This is a genomic window from Crossiella cryophila (genome assembly GCF_014204915.1).
Classification (GTDB): Bacteria; Actinomycetota; Actinomycetes; order Mycobacteriales; family Pseudonocardiaceae; genus Crossiella; species Crossiella cryophila.
In genome coordinates, this window is sequence record NZ_JACHMH010000001.1 from 2,842,797 (window position 1) to 2,866,017 (window position 23,221).

At 71.5% G+C, this 23,221-nt stretch carries 22 protein-coding genes; 13 read left to right on the top strand and 9 right to left on the bottom strand.

The genetic code is table 11. The features are described from left to right. From HNR67_RS13300 to HNR67_RS13320, 5 genes are all read left to right on the top strand, one after another. Entirely contained in the window at positions 1–825 is an 825-nt protein-coding gene (locus tag HNR67_RS13300) for a glycosyltransferase family 2 protein (protein ID WP_185002337.1), read from the top strand. Then, entirely contained in the window at positions 822–2,309 is a 1,488-nt protein-coding gene (locus tag HNR67_RS13305) for an oligosaccharide flippase family protein (protein ID WP_185002338.1), read from the top strand. Before HNR67_RS13300 ends, HNR67_RS13305 begins: the two co-directional genes overlap by 4 nt. Before the next feature lie 59 nt (positions 2,310–2,368). Continuing rightward, complete coding sequence (locus HNR67_RS13310; RefSeq protein ID WP_185002339.1) at positions 2,369–3,508, top strand: glycoside hydrolase family 6 protein; 1,140 nt, start codon at positions 2,369–2,371, stop codon at positions 3,506–3,508. A 329-nt stretch (positions 3,509–3,837) separates the two neighbouring features. Then, positions 3,838–4,443, top strand: a complete 606-nt coding sequence (locus tag HNR67_RS13315; RefSeq protein WP_185002340.1) for a DUF1707 SHOCT-like domain-containing protein — start codon at positions 3,838–3,840, stop codon at positions 4,441–4,443. Further along, positions 4,433–4,810, top strand: coding sequence for a hypothetical protein (locus tag HNR67_RS13320; RefSeq protein WP_185002341.1), 378 nt, complete (start codon positions 4,433–4,435; stop codon positions 4,808–4,810). The genes HNR67_RS13315 and HNR67_RS13320 overlap by 11 nt, the downstream gene beginning before the upstream one ends. A gap of 27 nt (positions 4,811–4,837) precedes the next feature. Here HNR67_RS13320 and HNR67_RS46205 read toward each other — a convergent pair whose 3' ends face one another. Further along, positions 4,838–5,956, bottom strand: coding sequence for a glycosyltransferase (locus HNR67_RS46205; RefSeq protein ID WP_185002342.1), 1,119 nt, complete (start codon positions 5,954–5,956; stop codon positions 4,838–4,840). Between the two features lie 25 nt (positions 5,957–5,981). After that, positions 5,982–6,734 (bottom strand): WecB/TagA/CpsF family glycosyltransferase, encoded by a 753-nt coding sequence (locus HNR67_RS13330; protein WP_185002343.1) that lies wholly within the window; start codon positions 6,732–6,734, stop codon positions 5,982–5,984. Between the two features lie 42 nt (positions 6,735–6,776). On the opposite strand from HNR67_RS13330, the gene HNR67_RS13335 reads away from it, so the two are divergent. Next, positions 6,777–7,433, top strand: coding sequence for a GNAT family N-acetyltransferase (locus HNR67_RS13335; protein WP_185002344.1), 657 nt, complete (start codon positions 6,777–6,779; stop codon positions 7,431–7,433). Continuing rightward, a complete protein-coding gene (locus HNR67_RS13340; protein ID WP_221489882.1) occupies positions 7,433–8,761 on the top strand; it encodes a glutamate-1-semialdehyde 2,1-aminomutase in 1,329 nt (442 codons plus the stop codon). Before HNR67_RS13335 ends, HNR67_RS13340 begins: the two co-directional genes overlap by 1 nt. On the opposite strand, the gene HNR67_RS13345 is transcribed toward HNR67_RS13340, so the two are convergent. After that, entirely contained in the window at positions 8,756–10,081 is a 1,326-nt protein-coding gene (locus tag HNR67_RS13345; protein WP_185002346.1) for an acyltransferase family protein, read from the bottom strand. The genes HNR67_RS13340 and HNR67_RS13345 overlap by 6 nt on opposite strands. Before the next feature lie 137 nt (positions 10,082–10,218). Here HNR67_RS13345 and HNR67_RS13350 point away from each other — a divergent pair, with 137 nt between their 5' ends. Continuing rightward, positions 10,219–10,998, top strand: coding sequence for a DsbA family protein (locus HNR67_RS13350; RefSeq protein ID WP_185002347.1), 780 nt, complete (start codon positions 10,219–10,221; stop codon positions 10,996–10,998). After that, on the top strand, positions 10,995–11,807 hold the full coding sequence (locus HNR67_RS13355) for a cytochrome c biogenesis CcdA family protein (RefSeq protein WP_185002348.1): 813 nt from the start codon (positions 10,995–10,997) through the stop codon (positions 11,805–11,807). Before HNR67_RS13350 ends, HNR67_RS13355 begins: the two co-directional genes overlap by 4 nt. On the opposite strand, the gene HNR67_RS13360 is transcribed toward HNR67_RS13355, so the two are convergent. After that, positions 11,804–13,117, bottom strand: a complete 1,314-nt coding sequence (locus HNR67_RS13360; protein WP_185002349.1) for a hypothetical protein — start codon at positions 13,115–13,117, stop codon at positions 11,804–11,806. The genes HNR67_RS13355 and HNR67_RS13360 overlap by 4 nt on opposite strands. A 309-nt stretch (positions 13,118–13,426) precedes the next feature. On the opposite strand from HNR67_RS13360, the gene HNR67_RS13365 reads away from it, so the two are divergent. Both HNR67_RS13365 and HNR67_RS13370 read left to right on the top strand, forming a co-directional pair. After that, the gene (locus tag HNR67_RS13365) at positions 13,427–13,930 is read left to right on the top strand and encodes a DUF3145 domain-containing protein (RefSeq protein ID WP_185002350.1); all 504 of its coding nucleotides are present in this window, start codon (positions 13,427–13,429) and stop codon (positions 13,928–13,930) included. 30 nt (positions 13,931–13,960) lie between these two features. Further along, on the top strand, positions 13,961–14,536 hold the full coding sequence (locus tag HNR67_RS13370; protein WP_185002351.1) for a hypothetical protein: 576 nt from the start codon (positions 13,961–13,963) through the stop codon (positions 14,534–14,536). 989 nt (positions 14,537–15,525) lie between these two features. Here the strand turns inward: HNR67_RS13370 and HNR67_RS13375 are convergent. From HNR67_RS13375 to HNR67_RS13395, 5 genes are all read right to left on the bottom strand, one after another. Continuing rightward, complete coding sequence (locus HNR67_RS13375; RefSeq protein ID WP_185002352.1) at positions 15,526–16,752, bottom strand: beta-ketoacyl-[acyl-carrier-protein] synthase family protein; 1,227 nt, start codon at positions 16,750–16,752, stop codon at positions 15,526–15,528. After that, positions 16,749–16,991, bottom strand: a complete 243-nt coding sequence (locus HNR67_RS13380) for an acyl carrier protein (protein ID WP_185002353.1) — start codon at positions 16,989–16,991, stop codon at positions 16,749–16,751. The genes HNR67_RS13375 and HNR67_RS13380 overlap by 4 nt, the downstream gene beginning before the upstream one ends. A gap of 81 nt (positions 16,992–17,072) precedes the next feature. Beyond that, on the bottom strand, positions 17,073–18,038 hold the full coding sequence (locus tag HNR67_RS13385) for a beta-ketoacyl-ACP synthase III (RefSeq protein WP_185010589.1): 966 nt from the start codon (positions 18,036–18,038) through the stop codon (positions 17,073–17,075). 20 nt (positions 18,039–18,058) lie between these two features. Beyond that, positions 18,059–18,991, bottom strand: a complete 933-nt coding sequence (locus tag HNR67_RS13390; protein WP_185002354.1) for an ACP S-malonyltransferase — start codon at positions 18,989–18,991, stop codon at positions 18,059–18,061. 186 nt (positions 18,992–19,177) lie between these two features. Next, the gene (locus HNR67_RS13395) at positions 19,178–20,386 is read right to left on the bottom strand and encodes a PucR family transcriptional regulator (RefSeq protein ID WP_185002355.1); all 1,209 of its coding nucleotides are present in this window, start codon (positions 20,384–20,386) and stop codon (positions 19,178–19,180) included. A 188-nt stretch (positions 20,387–20,574) separates the two neighbouring features. Here HNR67_RS13395 and HNR67_RS13400 point away from each other — a divergent pair, with 188 nt between their 5' ends. Then, on the top strand, positions 20,575–22,221 hold the full coding sequence (locus HNR67_RS13400) for an alpha/beta fold hydrolase (RefSeq protein ID WP_185002356.1): 1,647 nt from the start codon (positions 20,575–20,577) through the stop codon (positions 22,219–22,221). Positions 22,222–22,440: 219 nt separating this feature from the next. Next, on the top strand, positions 22,441–23,220 hold the full coding sequence (locus HNR67_RS13405; protein ID WP_185002357.1) for a mechanosensitive ion channel family protein: 780 nt from the start codon (positions 22,441–22,443) through the stop codon (positions 23,218–23,220). Position 23,221: the final 1 nt, after the last annotated feature.

Sequence of the window (23,221 nt, forward strand, 5' to 3'; positions counted from 1 at the left end):
ATGGGCAACCGGGACTACGGGCTGCTGCCCGACGGGGTGAAACAGGCGTTGCGCCGCACCGTCGGGCGCTATGTGGTGGCCGAGGGCTGGTGGCGGCTGAAGTTCGCCGCCGACCGGACCGCGGCGGCCAAGGCGGAGGACAGTGAGATCGCCCGGCTGGCACCGACATTGCCGGTGCGGCCGACCGCGCTGGTCACCGTGGCGGTGCCCACCTACCGGCGGCCGGAAGCACTGGGCCGGGCGGTGCGCAGCGCGCTCGCGCAGACCGTCACCGACCTGTCGGTGATCGTCGTGGACGACGGCGGCGGCGAACTCGGCGAGCTGCCAGCCGACCCGCGGCTGACCGTGTTGTCCTTGGGGCGCAACCACCACAGCCCCGGACTGGCCCGCAACGTCGCCATCCGGCTGACCCGATCGCCGTTCGTGGCCTTCCTCGACGACGACAACACCTGGCGCCCGCACCACCTGGCCACCGTGCTGCCCGCACTGCGCCGCGGCGCCGGACTGGTCTACACCGACCTGCACCGCACCCGCCCCGACGGGTCCACAGTGGACATCCTCGGCCGGGACTTCGACCGCCGCGCGCACGCCGACACCGCCTGGGTGGACGTCAACGCGCTGGCCGTGCGCCGTTTCCCCGGCCTGCGCTTCGATCCATGGGCCAGGCCCGGCTGGGTACACCCCCGAGAGGACTGGGAACTGGTGCATCGGCTCTCCGCGCGACTCCGCGTCGAGCACCTGCCGGAGGTGACCGTGGACTACGCGGTGCACGCCGGCAGCTACTTCAGCGAGTGGACCACCGAGGCACTCGGAGCCGACCGGTGACCGCCGCCGACGGAGCCGTGCAGCAGGCCGAACTCGGCGGGCGCTTCCGCCGCGGCCTTGGCCTGAGCCTGCTCAACACACTGCTGTCCCGGCTGGGCACCTTCCTGCTCGGCGTGCTGCTGGCCCGGCTGCTCACCCCGGACGAGTTCGGCATCTACGCCGCCGCGCTGATCGTGCAGATGCTGTTGCTGACCTTCAACGACCTCGGCGCGGCCGCCTCGGTGGTGCGGCACTCCGGCGATGTGCGGCCACTGCTGCCCACCGCGTGGACGGTCGCGGTCTGCGGTGGCACCACGGCTTTCGTGCTGTGCCTGGTGATCGCGCCCGCGCTGGCCACCGGACTGGGCAGCCCCGGTGCCACCGACATCGTGCGGTTGCTGGCCGCCAACGTGTTCCTGGACGGTTTCGCCGCCGTGCCTGGCGCGCTGCTGACCAGGGAACTGCGTCAGGCCAGCCGGATGGTGGCCGACCTGTCCGGGGTGGTGGTCAACCTGACGCTGACCGGCGGGCTGGCCCTGGCCGGCTTCGGCGCCTGGGCGCTGGCCATCGGGCACGTCGCCGGCACCTTCGTGGTCGTGGTGGTGCTGCTGTGCGTGAGCAGGCAGTTGCCGCGCTTCGGTTTCGATCGCGGGCACTTCGGCGAGGTCGGCCGGTACGGGATCACCGTGGTGGCCTCCGGCATCGTGATCGTGCTGTCCAACGCGGTGCCCCAGGTGGTCACCGGCAGCGTGCTCGGCGGCACCGCTCTAGGTTTCCTGTACGTGGCCAACAACGTGGCCAACTGGCCGGTGTCGATCGTGTCCACCACCCTGGACCGCATCGCGCTGGCGACCTTCTCCCGGGCCAGGGACCGCGGTGTCGATCTCAACCGGGCCGCGGGCGAGGTGGTCGGCATGGTCGGCATCGCGGTGCTGCCGGGCGGGCTGGCGCTGGCGATCCTGTCCGGGCCGATCGTCGAGGTGATCTACGGCTCGGTCTGGGCGCCGGCCGCGCACGTGCTCAGCGCGCTGGCCATCGCCGCGGTCGCCAGGGTGCTCACCGATCTCGCCTTCCACCTGCTGCTGGCCGTGGGCGCCCCGCTGTCCTCGGCCCTGGTGAACGTGTCCTGGCTGGTCGCGCTGGTGCCCGCGACCATTTTCGCGGCGATGATGTGGGGGCTGGTCGGGGTCGGCTGGGCGCAGGCGGTGGTCGCCTTCACGGTGGCCGTGCCGGTGCACGCCTGGCGGCTGCACCGCGCCGGGATCTCCCTCGGCGCGCTGGCCAAGGGGCTGGCCTACCCGGCGCTGGCCGGGCTGCTCGCGGTCACCGGACTGCTGGCCATCCGCGCCTTCGCCGAGTCACCGCTGCTGGACGTGGCACTCGGCGGTGCGCTGACGGCCGCCATCGTCGGCGTGGGCTGGTACGCCCGACGGCACCACATCGATCGTGCGCTGAACGGCGCATCACCCCATCGACCAGTCGCGACCTTCAGGGAAGGGTCTTAGTCTCACAGGTTCTGGCACCCCCAGCAGGGGAAAAACAAACCCACACGGGAGCAAAGCTGATGGGATCGAACACAGCGCGCCGACGGGGGTTGGCGGCGACCGCGCTCGCGGTGCTCTTAGCCGTGGCCGCGTGCACAACTCCGGAGCCCGCGGCCGCCCCCTCCAGCTCGACGGAACCACCGGCCCTGGCCGATTCGACCTCGGTGCCCGAGCTGCCGTCCGGCTCGATGCCGGCCCCGGCGCCCTCGGGCAACCCGCCCACGAGCAAACCGGGCAACCAGCCCCGCCCGCCCGCCGGGCCCGCCGCGCCCAGCCCCATCGCGGAGACCAGGGGCCTGTTCGTGGACTCGGAGAGCAACGCCGCCCGCTGGGTGCGCGCCAACAAGGGCGACGGCCGGGCACACCTGATCAACGAACGCATCGCCGCCCAGCCGATGGCCCGCTGGATCGGCGGAGACGGCGACATCCGGAGCTGGCTGGGCGCCTACGTGCAGGCCGCCGCCCGCGAGGACCAGCTCCCCGTGGTGGTGCCGTACAACATCCCCAACCGGGACTGCGGAAACCACTCCGCGGGCGGCGCCGGTTCGGTGGACAAGTACCGCCAGTGGGTGGAGACGGTGGCCGACGCCATCGGCAAGACGCCTGCCCTGGTGGTGCTGGAACCGGACGCCCTGATCCACCTGTCCTGCCTGGACCCCACCGGCAAGCAGGACCGGCTGCGCATGCTCGCCGAGGCGGTCGCGACCCTCAGCCAGCGCGCCCCCAACACCTGGACCTACCTCGACGGCGGTGACGGCAGGTACAACCCGCCCGGCACCCTGGCCCAGCGCCTCATCGACGCCGGGGTGAGCGGAGCCCGTGGCTTCGCCGTCAACGTGTCCAACTTCAACACCACCAACGAGGCCATCGCCTACGGCAGGCTGGTGCAGGCCGCGATCTCCGCCCGCGGCGGCGGCAAACACGGGTTCATCATCGACGTGAGCCGCAACGGCAACGGCTCCAACGGCGAATGGTGCAACCCACCCGGCCGCAAGATCGGCCAGTCCCCCTCGGTGGACGGCTCCTCCCCCCAGGTACCCGACGCGCTCCTCTGGATCAAGCAACCCGGCGCCTCCGACGGCGACTGCGGCACCGGCAAGGGCACCGACTCCGGCGCCTTCGTCCCCGAACTGGCCATGAGCCTCCTCAACGGCATCTAGCCCACAACGGCCAACACACCGTCCACAACGGCCAACACGCGGTACCACAACGGCCAACACGCCGGTGGGGTTGAACCCCTCCCCGCGTGTTGGCCGTTGTCGTACGCCGTGTTGGCCGAACTGGTACGCCGTGTTGGCCGTTGTCGTACGGGATGTTGGCCGTTGTGGGACGGCGAAGCCCGAACGGGCGGCCGGGGTGGCTCTTGATCTTCGCCCGTGCACCGACCCGTCCCACAACGGCCAACGAGGCGTACGACAACGGCAAACACGCCGTACCAGTTCGGCCAACACTCGGCGTGCTGAGGAGGGCACCCACTAGCCTGGCTCCCATGAACGACCTCCCCGAGATGCGGGTCAGCGACGCCGAACGCGACCTGATCGCCCAGCGCCTCAACCAGGCGGTCGGCGAGGGGCGAATCACCCTGACCGAGTACAACGAGCGGGTCGGGCTGGCCTACGCCGCGGTGACCCGCGGTGAGCTGGACCGGGTGGTCGCCGACCTGCCGGTGCTCGCCGCGCCCGCGCCGACCCCGGTGCCGATCCGGCACAGCCCGGTGGGGGAGAAGACCAAGTGGGTGGTCGCCTTCCTCTCCGGCGCGACGCGCAAGGGGCGCTGGCGGGTCTCCCGTAGAACCGCGACGATCGCGGTCATGGGTGGCACCGAGATCGATCTGCGCCGGGCCGAGTTCAGCGCGCCGGAGATCACCATCATCGCGGTGGCCGTCATGGGCGGGGTGGAGATCACCGTGCCGCCCGGGGTGCGGGTGGAGGTCGGCGGGTTCAGCTTCATGGGTGGCAAGGAGGTCAAGGTCGACGACGAGGACCTGCCGCCGAACGCGCCCGTGGTGCACGTCAAGGGCTTCGCCGTGATGGGTGGCATCGACATCCGGACCAAGTCCGCGCGCAAGGCCATCTCCCGCGGGGATGACGACTGAGGTGCCGTTATCCGGTGAGGTGCGCGAGCGGTGCCGCGGGTTCCTGCCCGCGGGCGCCGAACTGCGCTACCTCTTCCCGGCGATCACCCTCAACCCGGGCATGGCCCCGGTGCTGGTCGCCGTCACCAGCCGCACGGTGACCATCCTGACCTGCAGTTTCCTCCGCAGGAACCGGCCGAACGGGGTCCTCGCGCACTACCCGAGGACCATCCAGCTCGGCCCGGTGGACATCCGCACCACCGCGACCATCGAGATCGGCAGCACCATGCTGGAGATCGAGGACGAGTACATCCCGGTGGTGCGCTGCGCGGACGCGGAGATCGACGAGACCACCTTCCTGCCGCCCGACCCACTGCCGGACCTGTAGCGCCACCCGGCCCGCCACCCCCGGCCGCTACAGCGCCGCCAGCAGCGCCTGCCCGGTCTCCGTGCCGTCGTGCGCGGCCGTCCACCCCGGCACGTCCACCCGCGTCTCACCGCGGTGCCAGCGCCGGATCACCTCGGCGGTCTGCGCCGGGCCGTCGGCGATCAGCCAGGGACCGGCCGGGTCCACCGCCTCGGCCAGTTGCGGCGGCACCACCGAGGGCAGCCCGTACTCGGCCGCCTCCAGCATCTTCACGCTGATCCCGGTGCTCGCCCCGAACCGCGGCACCACCACCAGGCCGACCTGCCGGTAGAACTCGGCCTCGTCGGCCACCCGGCCCAGCGCGGTGGTGCGCGGATGTCCTTGGTGCACCTCGGTTCCCGACCCGGCCAGGACGAACTTCACATCGGTGCCCAGCCGGGTCAGCTCCTCGTGCACCGGCCCGAGCAGGCTGGCCAGCGCCCGCTCGTTGGGCGGCCAGCTGGCCTTGCCGATGAAGCCGACCGCCTGCGCCGCAACGGGATCCGGCACCGGCCGGACGGTCAGCGGCAGTGGCATGGCAGGCGCGGCCCAGCGGGTGATGAACTCCGCGTCGGTGCGGGAGAGCGCGAAGACGGTGCGCGGCAAGGAGAGCAGCCGCCGTTCCGCCTTCGGCAGCCGCCAGGTCTCACCCAGCAGGCGCAGTGGCCGCGGCGAATGCTCCACCGCGATGGTGCTCTCCACGTTGTGCGCGATGTGCGCGGCCACCGGCACCCCGGCCGCCTCGGCCAGCAGCAGGCCCGGCCAGCCACTGGTGATCACCTTCCGGCCTGCCGCGCGTTCCCGCAGCAGCCTGGCGGCGGCCCGCCAGCCGGGGAAGGCGGTGAACTTGCGGGAGAGGTAGGGCTGTTCGGTCACGGCCATGCCAGCCGCGACCCGCAGCAGCTTGGCCCGGTCGCCGCGGATCTCCAGCGGGACATCGCCCGCGGCGTGGCAGACCACCTCCTGCTCGGCCCACTGGCCGGGCGGGCCGGTGACGCACACCACCTCGACCTCGACGCCGGTGGAGCGCAGCACGGCGACCAGCCTGCGGTCCACCCAGCCGCTGCCGCCGAGTTCGGCCCGGCCCAGCGGGTAGGTGGTCACGAAGCACACCCGGGAAGTCGTCACGGCCTCGATTTGTACTCGCCCCCGGTCACCTTTTCGTGAAGACCCGCTCGGCCAGCACCCTGGCCAGGAACAGCGGGTTGCCCAGCACGTAGCGGGCGAACAGCCTGCGCGGCTCCAGTCCGAGCCGGTAGAGCCATTCGATCCCGGCCTTCCGCATCCACTCAGGCGCCCGGGAAACCTTGCCCGCGGCGAAATCCAGGAAGGCGCCAACGGCTACCCCCAACCGGGCGCCGGTATCGGCCAGATGGCGGTCCAGCCACAGCTCCTGCCGCGGATTTCCCATGGCCACCACCAGGATCCGCGCCCCGGACGCCTTGATCCCCTCGATCACCTCGGACTGCTCCGCCGGGGTGAAATAGCCGTGCCGGGTGCCCGCAACCCGCAACCCGGGGATCCTGGTGGTGAGGTTTCTCGCAGCGGTCTCCGCGATGCCCGGTTCGCCGCCAAGGAAGTACACCGGGGCGTCACGCTCCGCCGCCACCCGCAGGATCTCCGGGGTCAGGTCGGTGCCGTTGAGGTTGTCCGGAAAGCTTTTTCCCTGCAGTCTGGCGGCGATCGCCAGGCCGGCGCCGTCGTTGAGCACCAGCGCCGCGTCGTCCAGAACCCGCCGGTAGGCGGCATTTCGGACGGCCACGTTGAGCGAGTGCGCGTTGGCGTAGGCGAGTAGTCGCGGGGCGGGCGAGTCGAGCAGTTCGCCCACTACGGAGAGCACCTGCTTCCGGGGCAGGCAAACCACCCGAATGCCGAGCACGGTCACTGTCGGGACGTTCGAGCGCATGTCAGTATCTTGCCGTCGAATGGCTGTGAGGAGTGGAATTTCATGCGCAGCGGCGTATTACTGGCCGCGGTGACCCGGCGGCTGCGGCCACACCACCCGGGCTGGCCCGCGGTGCTCGGCCCGATGTCCGGACACGACCGCGCGGTCACCCTGCGTCCACCCAGACCAGCCGACGCACCCGATTGGTGCGAGGCGGTGCGTGCGGACCGCAAGTGGCTGGAACCCTGGTGGCCGACCAGCGCCGCCTCCTGGGACAGCCGGTCCTGCCAGCAGGTCTGGCGGGCCCGCTGCGACAACTTCCTGCGCGCGGCCCGGCGCGGCGGCATGATCCCGATGGTGGTCGAGGTGGACGGCCGCTTCGCCGGGGAGATGATGCTGGACCGGATCGACCGCGACCAGGGCCTGGCCGAACTCGGCGGCTGGGTCTACTCCGCCTTCCACGGCACCGCGGTGGCCGCCACCGCCATGCGCGCGCTGATCCGGCACGGCTTCGGCCCGGTCGGCCTGCGCAGGCTCACCGCACCGGTCGGGGTCGGCAACCGGGCGGCGGGCATCCTGGTGGCGCGCAACGGCTTCCGCAAGGAGGGCGTGCTGCGCTCGCACATGCACGTCGGCGGCAAACTGCTCGACCACCAGCTCTGGGGCCTGTTGCCGGAGGACGCGGAATGGCTGCGGAGCCCGGCGAATATTGTGGGTTGATGAGCTTCCACCGATCGGCCCAGCTCCAGGCGCGTTTGCACGAGCTGGTGCCCGGGGGTGCGCACACCTACGCCAGGGGCGCCGACCAGTACCCCGAATTCATGACCCCGGTTCTGGTGAAGGGCGCCGGCGCCAGGGTCACCGACGCCGACGGCAACGAGTTCGTCGAGTACGGCATGGGCCTGCGCGCGGTGACCCTCGGGCACGGCTACGCCCCGGTGGTCGACGCGGTGCGCGCGGTGCTGGCCGACGGCCTCAACTTCACCCGCCCGACCACCCTGGAACTGGCCGCCGCCGAGGACTTCCTGGCCGCGGTGCCCGGCGCGGACATGGTCAAGTTCGCCAAGAACGGCTCGGACGTGACCACCGCCGCGGTCCGGCTGGCCAGGGCCGCCACCGGCCGCGACCTGGTCGCGCTCTGCGCCGACCAGCCGTTCTTCTCCACCGACGACTGGTTCATCGGCACCGTGCCGATGTCCGCCGGCATCCCGGCCGCGGTCCGCGCGCTGAGCGTGGCCTTCCGCTACAACGACCTGGACTCGCTGCGGTCCGTTGTGGACATCCACAGTGGACGGATCGCCTGCGTGGTGCTGGAGGCGGCCACCGCGCTGGCCGAACCCGAGCCCGGCTTCCTGGAAGGCGTGCGGGAGATCTGCGACCGGCACGGCATCGTGCTGGTCTTCGACGAGATGATCACCGGTTTCCGCTGGTCCGCCGGTGGCGCGCAGCAGGTGTACGGGGTGCGCCCCGACCTGTCCTGCTGGGGCAAGGCGATGGGCAACGGCTTCCCGATCGCCGCGCTGGCCGGTCGCAGGGAGCTGATGGAGCTGGGCGGCCTGGCCACCGACGCGGACCGGGTGTTCCTGCTCTCCACCACGCACGGCGCGGAATCGGTCTCGCTGGCCGCGTTCCGGGCGGTGGCCGCGGTGTACCGGGAGTCCGATCCGGTGGCGGTGATGGAACGCCAGGGCACATCACTGGCGGGAACCGTGAACCAGCTGGCCAGGGAGTACGGCGTGCAGGACGCGGTGGCCGCGCTGGGCCGCCCGTCCTGCCTGGTCTTCACCACCCGCGACGCCCAGGGCCGCCCGTCCCAGGCCTACCGCACGCTGTTCCTGCAGGAGCTGCTCAGCCGGGGTGTGCTCGGCCAGTCCTTCGTCATCTCCGCCGCGCACACCGACGCCGACCTGGCGCACACCGCCGAGGCGGTGCAGGGCGCGCTCGGGGTGTACCGCAAGGCCCTGGAGGCAGGCTCGGTCGAGGGCCTGCTCCAGGGCCGCCCGGTCGCCCCCGCGTTGCGGAGCCGGGCCGAACCACGGCGACTATGACGCTGAGGATGAGGTAGCCCGCTCGGCGACGCGCAACAGCACCGCGCCCACCCCCAGTGCGAGCACCCCGCGCCACGATCCCGCGGCGTCCTGCGCGGCCAGGTCGAGGCCGTACAGGAAGATCTCGTGCAACCCGAAGGCCGCGGCCACCGTGCCCGCCACGATCAGCGGCGCGGACACCGGCCCGGACCGCCGGGTCTCCCGCTCGCCGGTCTCGAAGTGGCGCAACCACTTCACCAGCACGAACAGCACCAGCCCGCAGGCCAGCAGCCACATCGGCCGGGAGGACCACCAGGCCGCGCCCGGCTGCGGCAGCAGCAGCTCCGGCGCGAGCAGGCAGACCCCGGCCACCAGCAGCGCCGCCGGGATGTGCCACAGGTAGACCGTCATCAGGGTGGAGTTCCCGCGCTGCAACAGCTTCCGGGTCCGCGCCCCGTCCAGCTTCCGCTCCAGCCACGGGGTGAACCGGGCCAGCAGCGCCACCTGCGCGATGCCCAGCAGCACCATCAGCACGGTGGGCGGGGCCAGGTTGGACACCGGCACGTCCGGCAGCCCGATCGGCGCCGGCGGGTACGGCCCGAACACGATCAGCGCCACGATCCCGGCCACCGCGACCCCCGCCACCCCCAGCAGTCCCCGGTCGCCGAAGCGGGCCAGGCCACCGCGGGCCAGCACGATGCCGAGCTGGTGCACGGTCACCCACACCAGCACCAGGCTGACATCGCCGAGCATCCCGGCCGACCCGGTCAGCCCCACGGTGGCGAACCGGTAGGTGTCCACCGCGGCCACCGCCAGGGTGAGCACCGCGGGCACGGCCAGGCCGAACCGGTCGTGCAGCCGCACCATCACCGGGGCCAGCGCGACCACCACCAGGTAGACCGCCAGGAACCACAGCGGGTTCGCCGCCTGGTCGCCCACGATGGCGATCGCGGGCTGACCCAGCAGCGAACCCGCGGTGGCCAGCGCCGCGCAGATCCCGACCAGTGGCAGGGTCGGGGTCACCAGGCGGCGAGCCCGGCGGGCCAGGAAGGTCACCGCGGACTGGCCCTTGCGGGCCGTCGCGTCCACCCCCGCGGTGTTGACGAACCCACCCGCGATGAACACCAGCGGCATCACCTGCAGGAACCAGGTCGCCACCCAGGTCACCGGGCCGCTGAAGGCGATCCCCGCCTTCACCGCGCCGTTGGTCACGGTGATCACCGGACTGATCCAGTGCAGTAACACCACCATGCCCACCGCGGTCAGCCGCACCAGATCGACCACCGCGTTCCGGTTGCCGGTGCCGACCGGCGTAGCCCCGCGGACCCCCATGCTGTTCATGGGAAAAAGCCTCGCGGGCCGGGCCCGCCGCGGCCATGGGGTGGACTCCCGAGTCGCCTCAGGGGCAGCTCCCCCAAAGGTAGGGGGGCTGACACCACCTTTGGTCGGTCCGGGCCGCGCCGCTACGGTGTCAGACGATGAGCCAGCCGCAGCCCGACCAGCCGGAAACCCAGTCCGCCCAGCGCCCGGCCTGGCAGCTCGCGCTACCCGCGATCGTGGTGGTGGCGGGGGTGCTGCTGGCCTACCTGGCCCTGGGCCGCACCGACGGCGACACCCCGCGAGCCGACGCGCCGGCGCCCGCCACCTCGGGCACCTCGGCGTCGCCAACGCCCAACCAAAGTCAGATGGATGCCGCCGCCCGGCAACTTGACTCCCGGTTCACCCGCCGCCGTGAAGGCGATCCCTACGCCAAGGGCCGGGTGGACGCGCCGGTGGTCATGGTGGAGTACGCCGACTACCGCTGCCCGTACTGCGCCAAGTTCAGCACCGACACCCGTCCGGAACTCGTGCGCCGCTTCGTGGAGCAGGGCCTGCTGCGGATCGAGTGGCGGGACCTGCCGATGTTCGGCGCGGAGTCCGAGGCCGCCGCGGTGGCCGCCCGCGCCGCCGGTCGGCAGGGCCGGTTCTGGCCGTTCCACGAACTGGCCTTCGCCGAGGCCCCGCGCTCCGGGCACGCCGACTTCGGCCCGGACCGGCTGCTCGACCTGGCCCGCCGCTCCGGCGTGGCCGACATGGCCAAGTTCGAGCGGGACCTGGCCGATCCGACGCTGCGCCAGGAGATCCGCACCGACGCCGCCGAAGGCCAGGAGATGGGGCTGACCAGCACGCCGTCCTTCCTGATCAACGGGCGCGCGGTGGTCGGCGCGCAGCCGCTGGAGACCTTCGTCCGGCTGATCGAGCAGGCCGCCAAGAAGTGACCGGCCAGCTCGGCTACCTCGGCGCGCTGCTCGGCGGCGCGCTCGCGCTGGCCAGCCCCTGCTCGGCGTTGCTGCTGCCCGCCTTCTTCGCCTACGCCTTCGGCAGCCCGGCCCGGCTGCTGGCCCGCACCGGCGTGTTCTACCTCGGCCTGGCCACCACCCTGGTGCCCCTCGGCGCGGCCGCGGCCAGCCTCGGCGGCCTGCTCACCGCGCACCGGCAGACGGTGATCGCGGTGGCCGCGGTGCTGCTGATCGGTTTCGGCGTGGCCCAGCTCTTCGGCCGCGGCTTCGGCTCCGGCCTGTCCCAGCGTTTCGCGGCCGGCACCAGGATCTCCTCGGCCGCCTCGGTGTTCGTGCTCGGCGCGACCTACGGCCTGGCCGGGTTCTGCTCCGGCCCGATCCTCGGCGGCGTGCTCACCGTGGCCGCCGCGGGCGGCGATCCCGGTTACGGCGCGGCCCTGCTCGCGGTCTACGGCCTTGGCATGGTGCTGCCGCTGTTCGCACTGGCCGCGCTGTGGGACCGGTTCCAGCTGGGGCAGCGGACCTGGTTGCGCGGCAGGGAGATCGGCATCGGCCGCCTCCGCCTGCACTCGCTGAACCTGGTGGCCGGGCTGCTGTTCATCGGCATCGGCGTGCTGTTCCTGGTCACCGACGGCACCGCGACGCTGCCAGGGATCGTCAGCGTGGACACCGAGTCCGCACTGGCCGAACGCGCCGGCGCGTTCGCCGCCGGAGTGCCGGATCTGCTGGTACTGGCCCCGGTGCTGGCGGTGGCCACCTTCGTGCTGCTCCGCCGTCTGAGGCGTTAACCCGGCAGCGGCAGCCGCAGCGCGCGCTCGGCGATGCCCTGCAGCACCACATCGGTCTGCTTGGTCTCCTGGCTCACCCACACCGCGCGCACGATCCGCACCCTGGTGCCATCACGCGAGGTCGAGGACACCGCCTGGGCGAACGAACTCGGCCCGCCCGGCCAGCTCCGGCCCTCGCGCAGCAGCTCGTTCACCCCGCCGCTCTGCTCGTCGTCGGCCAGCGCCTGGAAGCGTTGCGCCTGCACCGCGTCGGCGAAGCTGACCACCACCACCGAGACCGCGGCCTTGCGCTCCTCGTTGACCTCGAACAGGCTGCGCACCAGCGCGGTGCACGGGTTCTCCCGCAGCCACTGCTGCAACTGGCCGAAGGCCCTCGGCCCGCAGTCGGTCTCCCTGGAGGAGCCGCGCGGCACGAAGTCCAGACCGTCCACAGTGGACTCCGGTGGCTCCGCGCTGCGCAACGAGGACACCGCGCCACTGCCCTCGGGCTGGGCCGGTTCCGCACTACAGGACTGGGCCACGGTGGCGATCAACAGCACCAGCGCCAGCCCGGCCAGGGCCAGCCCGGCCAGCGGCAGCCAGGGCTGGCGCTTCTTCGGCCGGGGCGCGGCGGGCCGCGGCGGCGCGGGGCGGCCGTCGGCGGTGAACCGGGGGATGAGCATGGTGCTGGCACTGGCCAGATCCGGACTCACCGAATCGGCGAAACCCTCCGCGACCAGCTCACCGGCGGTCAGCGCGGCGGTGCGCCGGTCCACACTGGACAGCAGCCGCCTGGCGGCCTCGGCGGTGCACGGGCGTTCGTAGGTGGACAACTCCTTGACCGCGGCCAGCATCGCGGTCGGCGCCGGGTGCAGCACCCGGACCCCGCGGTGCAGGTCCCCGGTGGGCTGCAACACCTGGGCGACATACGGTCCGACCGCCACGATGGTGGACACGGGTAACGGCTCGATCCGCTCCGCCTGCAACCGCTGGGTCAGCGCGGAGGCCGCGGTGAGCGCCTCCACCGCCGGGTTGAGCAGCCCGTCGTCCCTGATCAACGGCCAGCCGTCGACCTTCCACTGGCCCTGCAACGGGGCTTCCAGCTTCATCGCCGGACCGGGCAGGTCGACCCCGACCACCACGATCACCCCGCGGGGCAGCACGATCACCGCGTCCAGCGGCCGCAGGCTGCCCGGCGGCGTGCAGTCCAGCAGCGCGATCCCGCCGGCCAGGTCGGTCCCGGCGCCCCAGGTGGACAGCGCGGCCCGCAGATCGGCCTCGACACCTTCCACCCTGGCGGACGGATCGTCACCGAGCCGCACCAACCGCACGCCAAACACCTCCGCGCGTGACTCGTCCCGTACCCGTCCCGGTTGCTCCGGTCGGCTCAAACCGTAGCGGGAGTCCCCCCGTGGGTTACGGGCAACCACCCAATTCGCAATCTGTACCCGAACACACTGGGTGAACGCCCCCGGCTGGGTGACACTGATCGGGGTGTCGGTTGGTTCTTCTGGCGCATTGGAGGTCGCGCAGGGCAGAATGACCGCACGGGTGATCGCCGGAAAGTCACGACGCACCGTCCGTTGCACAAGACGAGGTACGCGGGGAAGACGTCCCTCGTCGAGTAGCGGAGGTCAACAGTGAGCGCACGGGGATGCACCAGTGGCGTTGTCTACGTCCACTCGTCGCCGTCTGCGGTCTGTCCGCACGTCGAGTGGGCGATCTCGGGCACCCTTGGTGGCCGGGCCGATCTGAAGTGGACCGCCCAGCCGGCGGCGCCAGGACAGCTGCGCGCCGAATGCGCCTGGACCGGCGATGCCGGCACCGGCGCTTCGCTGGTGTCCGCGCTGCGGGCCTGGCCGATGCTGCGCTTCGAGGTCACCGAGGAACCCAGCACCGGCGTGGACGGCGAGCGGTTCTGCCACGTCCCGGGCCTTGGCCTGTGGCGGGCCCGCACCAGTGCCAACGGCGACATCGTGGTCACCGAGGACCAGCTGCGCACCCTGATGGCCGCCAACCGCGCCGCCGAGGCCATGACCCACCGCCTGGGCGAACTGCTCGGCGCGGCCTGGGACGACGCCCTGGAGCCGTTCCGCCGGGCGGGCGACGGCGCGCCGGTGACCTGGCTGCACCGGGTGGGCTGAGCTGACAGGTTGGTGTGGCACCCTGGTGGGGTGAGTGGGTTGCGGCGGTTCTGGCCGCTGTTTCTCGTCGGGCTGGTGCTGCTCGGCGCGGTGTCGATCGGGCTGACCCTGCGTCAGGCCTACCCCACCGCGGGCGCCGATCCGACGGTGCGCGCGGTCATCGACAGCACCTCGGCACGGCCACGGGAACAGGAACCCGGACCGTCCACAGTGGAGTTCACCCCGGACGCCAGCGCGCACCCGGACGCCCCGGCCATCAAGAACCTGCTCACCGGCTACTTCGAGGCGATCAACAACCGCAACTTCGACCAGTGGCGCGCCCACGTCACCGCCAAGGTCTCCCAGGAGACCCAGCGCACGGTCTGGCTCGCCGACTACGCCACCACCAAGGACGGCAGCATCCTGGTCCGCCGGGTGATCAACTCCCCTGGCGGCACCCTGCGGATCATGCTGACCTTCACCAGCACCCAGGACCCGGCCAAGTCCCCGGCGGACGCGCGCTCGGACTGCAACCGGTGGCGGGCGACCTATCAGCTCGCCATGGAGGGCCGGACGTTGCGCATCGACAAGGGCTCGCCGCTGAGCACCATCGTCTCGGTCTGCTGAGCCAGCGGGACAGAGATGTCCCCGTTCTCCGCCCTCGGAACCGGTGACACTGGCATGCAGGTGCCCAAACAACGCTGTCGCGGTGGCCGAACAAGCGAGTGACACCGGCCGCACACCGTCGGCCGCATGTCCAACGAATCTGCTATCTGCCCGGACTGCGACGGTTCCGGTGCGTACGACGAACGACGCGACTACGACCGCTGCGAACTCTGCGACGGCGAAGGGGTACTGCATTGGTGACCGGCCACGCTGCTGCCGAACTCGGTCGGGCAGCGTGGCGGCGCGGAGGGCTGCCCGAGCTGAGCCCTCGCTGGGTCTGTCCGAAGATCCGGGCAGACCCAGCGCCAGAGGCCGTGCATGCCAGTGCGGGATGGAGCCGTGCGCGCCGTGCCCGGCTTCCGGTGGATCTGCCGGGGTTCGGCTACTTCGCCCACCACCCGTGACCCGCTCGTGCTTGCACGCCAGCTCCTCCCGCAGCGCCGCCTGGGGTGCGGGAGTTCATCGCGATGTAGGCGCGGCCGTAGGCTTTCGCGTGATCAGGGTGGCTCGGAGGATGGCGGCTGCGGCGAAGGCAGGCAGCAGGTTCGCGCCGCGGCGGACCACGCCGCCCACCCGGAGCGGGTTGTTCACCAGCACGCCGACACTGCGGCAACAGCGCGGCGAGGTCCCGCTCGGTGTGCACCGCGTGCGGGTTGATCAGGAACAACCCGGTGATCTGTCGGGCCCGAGCGCAGGCGTCGGTCCCGTCCGCGGCCACGATGTGCGCCATCCCGGGCCATTCACGCACACCCGGCCAGCCTCGCGCCGCCGTCGGGCAGACGGCTCAGCCGTAACCAGGGAGAACGGATCCGCCCCCGGGGGTGCATTTTGGTCAGTCTTGGCCGCAACGCCGTCATCACACGGGCCTCGAGAGGTGCGGGACAGCGCGAAAAAAAGAGGCTGACGCCCCGGTCTGAGGGCAACCCGGCGGAAAACACCGGGGCGGAGACTCAGACCGAGGCGAAAGCCAGTGCGACGTTGTGCCCGCCGAAACCGAACGAGTCGTTCACGGCGGCCTGCAGCCGGACGTGCCGGGGTCCGCCCGTCACCACGTCCAACCCGACCGCGGGGTCGAGGTTCTCCAGGTTCAGCGTCGGCGGGATCACGCCGTCGCGGATCGCGAGCACGGTGGTGATCGCCTCCACCGCACCGGAACCACCCAGCAGGTGACCCAGTGCGGACTTCGGCGCGGTGACCACGGCGTGGGTGCCGATGGCTGAGCGGATGGCCGCAGCCTCGGCCACGTCGCCGACCGGGGTCGACGTCGCGTGCGCGTTCACATGCCCCACGTCGGCGGGGGTGAGCCCGCCGGTGCGCAGCGCGGCCTTGATGGCCCGGCTGGCGCCCTTGCCCTCCGGTTCCGGGGCGGTGATGTGGTAGGCGTCCGCGCTGGTGCCGATCCCGGCCAGCTGCCCGTACACCCTCGCCCCGCGCGCCGCGGCGTACTCGGCCCGTTCCAGCACCATGATCCCGGCGCCTTCCCCGAGCACGAACCCGTCGCGGGCGGTGTCGAACGGGCGGGAGGCCCGTTCGGGTTCGTCATTGCGCGTGCTCATCGCCCGCATCTGGGAGAAACCGGCCACCGGCAGCGCGCAGATGCTCGCCTCGGCGCCGCCACAGACCACGATGTCGCACTCGCCCGCCTTGAGCATCCGCCACGCCCAGGCGATGGCCTCGGCGCCGGAGGCGCAGGCGGAGACGGGAGCGTGCACCCCGGCCCTGGACCCCAGCTCCAGCCCGACCACGGCCGCGGGGCCGTTGGGCATGAGCATCGGGACGGTCAGGGGCGAGACCTTGCGCTTCCCGTAGGTCTCCAGGATGTCGTCCTGACCGAGGATGGTCAGGGCGCCACCGATGCCGGTGCCCACCACGACGGCCAGCCGCTCGGGCTCGACCTCGGGTGTGCCCGCATCGGCCCACGCTTGCCGCGCGGCGATCAGGGCGACCTGCTCCGACCGGTCGAGGCGGCGAGCCTCGACCCTGGTCAGCACCTCGGTGGGTTCGACAGCGAGCTGGGCGGCGATACGCACGTCCAGATCGAACCTGTCCACCCAGTCGGCCTTGAGCACGCCGACCCCGCTGCGCCCGGCGAGCATCGCGTCCCAGGTGGACGCGACGTCGCCGCCGAGCGGAGTCGTCGCACCGAGACCGGTGACGACAACGTCAGGAGATGTCATTGGTTCTTCGAGATGTAGTTCACCGCGTCGCCGACGGTCTTCAGGTTGACCAGCTCGTCGTCCGGGATCTTCACGCCGAACTTGTCCTCGGCCTGCACCGCGACCTCGACCATGGACAGCGAGTCGATGTCCAGGTCGTCCACGAAGGACTTGTCGGCGGAGACGTCGGCCTGGTCCACACCGGCGACCTCTTCGATGATCTCGGCGAGACCTTCGAGAATTTCTTCGTTCGAAGCCATTGAGCTTGTTCCTTTCGCGTTACCCACCGACCAGGGCGGCAGCGGCCGCCCCGGAGTCTTGTTGAGTTGCCGCCCCCGTGCTCAGGGGCAGATGACCACCTGTCCGGCGGACACCAGGCCGGCGCCGAAACCAATGAGCAGCACGACATCACCGCTGGAGATCTCACCGGCCGCACGCATGTGGTCCAGGGCGATCGGGATCGAGGCCGAGGAGGTGTTGCCGCTGGTGACGATGTCCCTGGCGACCACCAGGTCCTCCCGGGCGCCGCGACCGCGCAGTTCCTTGGCGATGGACTCCACGATCCGCAGGTTCGCCTGGTGCGGCACCAGCACGTCGATGTCGGAGAGCTTGAGCCCGGCCAGTTCCACCGCGCGCTCGGCCACCGGCCAGTTCTCCGTGGTGGCCCAGCGGAACACCGACTGGCCCTCCTGGTAGAGGTAGCGCTGCGGGGTCACCCCGATCACCTCGGCCATGCCGCCCGCGCTCTCCCAGGCCACCGGCCCGATGGCGGGTTCGTCGGCGGGTCCGACCACCACGGCGCCCGCGCCGTCGGCGAAGATGATGCAGGTGGAGCGGTCGGTCCAGTCCACCCAGTCGGTGAAGCGCTCGGCGCCGATCACCAGCACGTAGCGGGAGGAGCCACCGCGGACCAGGTCCGAGGCGGTGGCCATGGCGTAGCAGAAGCCCGCGCAGGCCGCGTTCACGTCGAAGGCGCCCGCCTTGACGATCCCGATCCGCGCGGCCACCTGGGCCGCGGCGTTGGGGATCGTGGTGGGCATGGTGCAGGTGGCGATGATGACCGTGTCGATCTCGGTCGGGTCCAGCCCGGAGTCCGCGACGGCCTTCTTGCCGGCCTCGACCGCCATGTCGGTCAGCGACTGGTCCTCGCGGGCGAGCCTGCGGGACTTGATGCCCACCCGGCTCTGGATCCACTCGTCAGAGGTGTCGACCAGCTTGGCGATGTCGTGGTTGGTCACCACGCGGTCGCCCTGGTGGCTGCCGAGTCCGATGATCTTCGTGCCGACCGGGCCGGGGGCCAGCTGCATGGTTGGTCGCTCCTCGTTGCTCACGCCGCACCACCGGCGAACAGGTCGACCGCCTTGTCTAGGTCGGCCGGGGACTTCAGGGGGAGCCGCGCAACGTCGGGCAGCTCGCGCTTGACCAGGCCACTCAGGGTCCCGGCCGGAGGCAGCTCGACGACCGCGGTCACACCCTGAGCAGCGAGGGTGGTCATGCAGGCGTCCCAACGCACCGGCGAGGTCACCTGGGTGACCAGCCGGCCAAGCACTTCGGCGCCGCCGGTGCCCACAGGGAGCACAGCGCCTTCGGCGTTGGACAACAAGGGGCGCGTGACGTTGTTCACCGTCACCTGGGCGGCGCGGGCGCGCAGCGCCTCGGCCGCCGGGGCCATGTATCCGGTGTGGAAGGCGCCCGCGACCGGCAGCGCCTTGACCCGCGCGCGCTCGGGCGGGTTCGCCAGCAGCTTGTCCAGCCCGGCCAGGCTGCCTGCGGCCACGATCTGGCCAGCGCCGTTGCGGTTGGCGGGGATCAGGCCGAACTCCTCGATCCGGGCGAGGACCTCGGCCTCCACGCCACCCATCACGGCGATCATGCCGGTCGGTTCGAGCGCGCAGGCGGCGGCCATCTCGGCGCCGCGCACCGCGGCCAGTGCGACGGCGTCGTCGGCGGTGAGCACGCCACCCAGAACAGCGGCGGCGAGCTCACCGACCGAGTGGCCGGCGACCGGGACGTCGGTGGGCAACTCGACCCGGCGGGCCAACTCTTCGTACGCCAGCAACGCCAGGGCCACCACCAGTGGCTGGGTCACCGACGTGTCCTTGATCTCCTCCGCGGTCGCCGTGGTGCCGAGGCGGACCAGGTCCAGCCCGGTCAGCTCGGACCAGTGGGACAGCCGCTGCGCGGTTCCGGGCAGCGCGAGCCAGGGCTCGAACATGCCGGGGGACTGCGAGCCCTGTCCGGGAGCGAGGAGAGCGATCACGTCGGTAACTGAACACGCTCAAGGGGGTCTGGAGGCATGCTGCGGGGAACTAAGTTCGGCGGCTGGTTTTGTGGAGTGTCTACAAGCAGTAATAGAAAACGGGGCCAGATATGTCAGTTTCATTGTGGCGACCGCTAGAAGTCCAGCTCGCGCGTTAGGCCGAATGGGTGAGCATTGAGACGGAGGTCACCAGAGTCCGCGGGCCCTGGCCAGCCGACCCACCGCGAGGGCCACCCGGAGCACCAGCGCGTCCCGCGGATCGGTGGCGGTGTGCCCGGTGATCTCGGCCACCCGGCGCAGCCGGTACCGCACGGTGTTGGAGTGCACGAACAGGGTGCGCGCGCAGCTCTCCAGCACGCCACCGGCCTCCAGGTAGGCCTCCACGGTCTCCAGCAGCGAGCCGCCCGCCTCCACCAGCGGCCGCACCACCCGTTCCACCAGCTGCCGTTCGGCCTCGGGGTCACCGGCCAGCGCGCGTTCGGGCAGCAGTTCGCCGGAGCGCACCGGGCGCGGCGCGGCAGGCCAGCCGACCACCGCGCGCAGGCCGGAGATGGCGTCGGCGGCGCTGTGGTGCGCCTCGGCCAGGCTGGACACGGTCGGCCCGGCCACCACCGGCCCGTCGCCGAATGCCTCGGACATCTTGGCCAGCACGTCGTGCCCGGTGGATCCGGCGACCGGGCCGCCGAGCACCACGACCAGGCGGGAGCCCTGCACGCCGAGCAGTACCGCGCGGCCGGTGCGGGCGGCCCGGCTGCGCACGTCGAAGACCACCGCGGGCGGGTCGTCGCTGGCCGGGTTGCCGACCAGCACGGTGGCCTCGGCGGCCAGGTCCCAGCCCAGCGCGGCGGCTCGCGAGAGCAGTGACTCCTCGGCGTCGCCACGCACGATGCCGTCCACCATCAGCGCCTCGAGGCGGGCGTCCCAGGCGCCGCGGGCCTCGGCCGCGGCCGCGTAGGAGGTGGCCGCGGCGAAGGCGATCTCCCGCCCGTAGCGCAGCACGGCCTCGGTGAGCCAGGCGCGCTCGGCGGTGTCCCTGCCCAGTATCGGCAGCTGCTGCTCGAGCATGTCGATCGCTATCCGGACCAGTTCCACGGTCTGGCGCAGGCTGACCCAGCGGGAGATGTCCCGTGGCGCGGCCCGGAAGGCCTCGGCGGTGAGCCGGATGGCCTGGCGCGGGTCGCGCAGCCATTCCACGAAGTTGGCCGCGCCGGTCTGGATCACCAGCAGCACGCTGGCCCGCTGGTCGGCAGGCATCCGGCGGAACCAGGGCAGCTGGGAGTCCATCGCGGCGATGCTGGCCGCGGCCAGGTCCCCTGACGCGCGCTCCAGGCCCCGCAGGGTCGCCGTGGACAGCTCCGGCGACGGGTGCGGCTGCGGCACGACCTCGGGACTCATGTCGCCCAGCGTCCCACGCCGTGGCATCGCTGAAGCTCACCCAGGGCGTTACCTCTGTCGAGTGACCGCCTATACGGGGAAAATCCCAGAATAATGTGCCGCCGGTCTGCCCTGTTTTCGCTGTTCACCCGCCGGTAGGAACGTTCTGCTCGCCCGAAAGGGGCACAGGCGATGCAGGAGGTCTCACCGTGCGTAGAACAACCGCCGCCCGTGGTGGCTGGCCGAGGGCAGCCGCGCTGACACTCGGTCTGCTCGGACTGCTCGGCAGCCAGGTCGTGACCGCGACCCAGCCCGCCGAAGCAGCGGAAACGGCCAACCCGGCCGCGCTCAAGGAGTTCTACAGCCAGGTTCCGAACTGGCAGCCGTGCAAGTTCAACAGCGCGCTGGACTGCGCCACCCTGGTGGTGCCGATGGACTACGGCAAGCCCAAGCAGGAGCGGATCGCGCTCTCGGTCAGCAGGCTCAAGGCCAGCGACCCGGCCAAGCGCCGCGGCATCCTGCTGTCCAACCCGGGTGGTCCCGGCGGCAGCGGCCTCGCCTTGCCGACCTACTTCTACGGCACCCCGCTGACCGAGGTCTACGACCTGATCGGCTTCGACCCGCGCGGGGTCAACGAGTCCACCCTGCTCAGCTGCGAGGTCACCACCGACCTGCACAAGCTCAGCTCGCGGCCGGAGGACAAGGACTTCGCGGCCTGGACGGCCAGTGCCCGGCAGAGCGAGGAGGCCTGCCGCAAGGCCGGTGGCGCGCTGCGCAAGCACGTCAACACGCCCAACACCGCCCGTGACATGGACGTCATCCGCGGCGTGCTGGGGGAGAAGAAGCTCAGCTACGTCGGCTACTCCTACGGCACCTACCTGGGCGCGGTCTACGGCAGCCTGTTCCCCAAGCAGCTCGACCGCAGCGTGCTGGACTCCTCGGTGCACCCGGAGTGGATCTGGCGGCAGCAGTTCAAGCAGCAGTCGGTGGCCTTCCGGGACAACGTGGACCTGTGGGCGGAGTGGGCGGGGCAGCGCAACAACCGCTTCGGCATCGGCAAGACCAAGGCCGAGGTGCTGGCCACCGTCGAGCAGGTCGCGGCCAAGCTGCACGCCACCCCGGCTGACGGCTTCGACCGCACCCAGTTCGACGCCGGGGTCGGCGGCGGCGCGCGCTACCGGTTCAACTGGGAGTTCCTCGCCGAGGACGTGAAGTACTTCCGCGACTTCCAGCCCGGCTCGGCCGAGTTCGCCGAGGCGGCCAAGGCCGGCAAGGAACTCGCCACCCTTGGCCTGGCCCAGCTGCGCGCGGGCGTGTTCGACACGGTCACCTGCGAGGCGGACTGGCCGCGCGATCTCAACAGCTACTACCAGGACATGCGCGAGTTCCGGGACCGCTACCCCTACGGGCTCGGCGTGACCAGGGCCGCGCCGCGCACCTGCACCTTCCGCTCGTTCACCCCGCCGGAGAAGCCGGTCAAGCTCAAGCGCAAGGGCTACCAGACCGGCGTGGTGATCCAGGCCGACGGCGACACCCAGACCCACTACGACGGCGGCCCGGCCATGGCCGAGCGCCTGGAGGACCACCTGATCTCGGTGGCGGACGAGGGTCGGCACGGCCTGTACGCCCTTGGCGGCAACACCTGCGTTGACGAGCACGTCAACCGGTACCTGGTCGACGGCGTGCTGCCGCCGAGCCGGGTGATCTGCGCGGGCACCCCTCGGCCGGACGTGCCCACCGACGCCGAGTCGGCCTCCTCGCGGTCCCGCCGGCTCGCGCCGACCCCGCCGGGCGCGCTCGCGGAGAAGGTGCGGCAGGCCGCGGTGGCCAACAAGGTGGCCAACCTGCCGTTCTGATTCAGCCGCTGGGACAACGGAAACGGGAGAAGGCCCGGCGCGTGCGCCGGGCCTTCTCATCCCTCCGGTCCCCACCGGTGGTTCTACTGTGGACGGTCAAGGGCCGTTGGGGCTAGTGCATTACTCCTATCGGGTCTGTGTCGCGCCTTGCTGGTTTAGTCCATCCGGCCCACGATCAACTCCGTAGCGACAAGCTGTCGCGGACATGAGGAGGAAGTCGTGGGAGGCGAACTACGCCGGGGACTCGCGGACGCGTGGTCCATGGTGGCCACATTCGTGCCGAAGCTCTTCGGCTTCTTGCTGATCCTGTTGGTCGGCTGGCTGATCGCCAAGGCGCTGGCCAAGGTGGTCTCGTTGCTGCTGCGCAAGACCGGCTTCAACAAGCTGGCCGACAAGGCGGGCATCGGCACCCTGCTGGCCAGTCAGCGGGTGGACGCGGCCGAGATCATCGTCAAACTCGTCTACTACTTCGTCCTGCTGATCGCACTGCAACTGGCCTTCGGCGTCTTCGGCGCGGGCAACGCGGTGAGCCAGCTGCTCACCGACATCATCGGCTACCTGCCACGGATCATCGTGGCCATCGTGCTGCTGCTGGTGGCCGCGGCCATCGCCCGCATCGCCCGCGACCTGGTCGGCACCGCCATCGGCAACCGCCCGTTCACCGGACTGCTGCGCGGCATCACCTATGCCTTCATCCTGGCCCTCGGCGTGATCGCCGCGCTGAACCAGCTCGGCATCGCCACCACGGTCACCACCCCGGTGCTGATCGCGGTGCTGGCCACCGTCGGCGGCATCCTGGTGGTCGGTGTGGGCGGCGGCCTGATCCGGCCCATGCAGGACCGCTGGGGCCGCTGGCTGAACCGGATCGAGAGCGAGGCCGCGGCCACCCGCAACCCCGCTCCCGCACCGGGCACCTCGAACCCGCCGGGACCGCCGCCGAACGAGACGCCGACCCCGCCCGCGGGGACGCCGATCCCACCGATCCCGCCGGCGCAGTAAC

What these genes read in the sequence shown, in the direction of transcription:
- HNR67_RS13380 (WP_185002353.1), bottom strand. Translation starts at nt 16,991, where the DNA reads ATGGCTTCGAACGAAGAAATTCTCGAAGGTCTCGCCGAGATCATCGAA.
- HNR67_RS13310 (WP_185002339.1), top strand. Translation starts at nt 2,369, where the DNA reads ATGGGATCGAACACAGCGCGCCGACGGGGGTTGGCGGCGACCGCGCTC.
- HNR67_RS13395 (WP_185002355.1), bottom strand. Translation starts at nt 20,386, where the DNA reads ATGAGTCCCGAGGTCGTGCCGCAGCCGCACCCGTCGCCGGAGCTGTCC.
- HNR67_RS13350 (WP_185002347.1), top strand. Translation starts at nt 10,219, where the DNA reads ATGAGCCAGCCGCAGCCCGACCAGCCGGAAACCCAGTCCGCCCAGCGC.
- HNR67_RS13330 (WP_185002343.1), bottom strand. Translation starts at nt 6,734, where the DNA reads ATGCGCTCGAACGTCCCGACAGTGACCGTGCTCGGCATTCGGGTGGTT.
- HNR67_RS13315 (WP_185002340.1), top strand. Translation starts at nt 3,838, where the DNA reads ATGAACGACCTCCCCGAGATGCGGGTCAGCGACGCCGAACGCGACCTG.
- HNR67_RS13300 (WP_185002337.1), top strand. Translation starts at nt 1, where the DNA reads ATGGGCAACCGGGACTACGGGCTGCTGCCCGACGGGGTGAAACAGGCG.
- HNR67_RS13340 (WP_221489882.1), top strand. Translation starts at nt 7,433, where the DNA reads ATGAGCTTCCACCGATCGGCCCAGCTCCAGGCGCGTTTGCACGAGCTG.
- HNR67_RS13375 (WP_185002352.1), bottom strand. Translation starts at nt 16,752, where the DNA reads ATGACATCTCCTGACGTTGTCGTCACCGGTCTCGGTGCGACGACTCCG.
- HNR67_RS13320 (WP_185002341.1), top strand. Translation starts at nt 4,433, where the DNA reads ATGACGACTGAGGTGCCGTTATCCGGTGAGGTGCGCGAGCGGTGCCGC.
- HNR67_RS13385 (WP_185010589.1), bottom strand. Translation starts at nt 18,038, where the DNA reads ATGCAGCTGGCCCCCGGCCCGGTCGGCACGAAGATCATCGGACTCGGC.
- HNR67_RS13335 (WP_185002344.1), top strand. Translation starts at nt 6,777, where the DNA reads ATGCGCAGCGGCGTATTACTGGCCGCGGTGACCCGGCGGCTGCGGCCA.
- HNR67_RS13345 (WP_185002346.1), bottom strand. Translation starts at nt 10,081, where the DNA reads ATGAACAGCATGGGGGTCCGCGGGGCTACGCCGGTCGGCACCGGCAAC.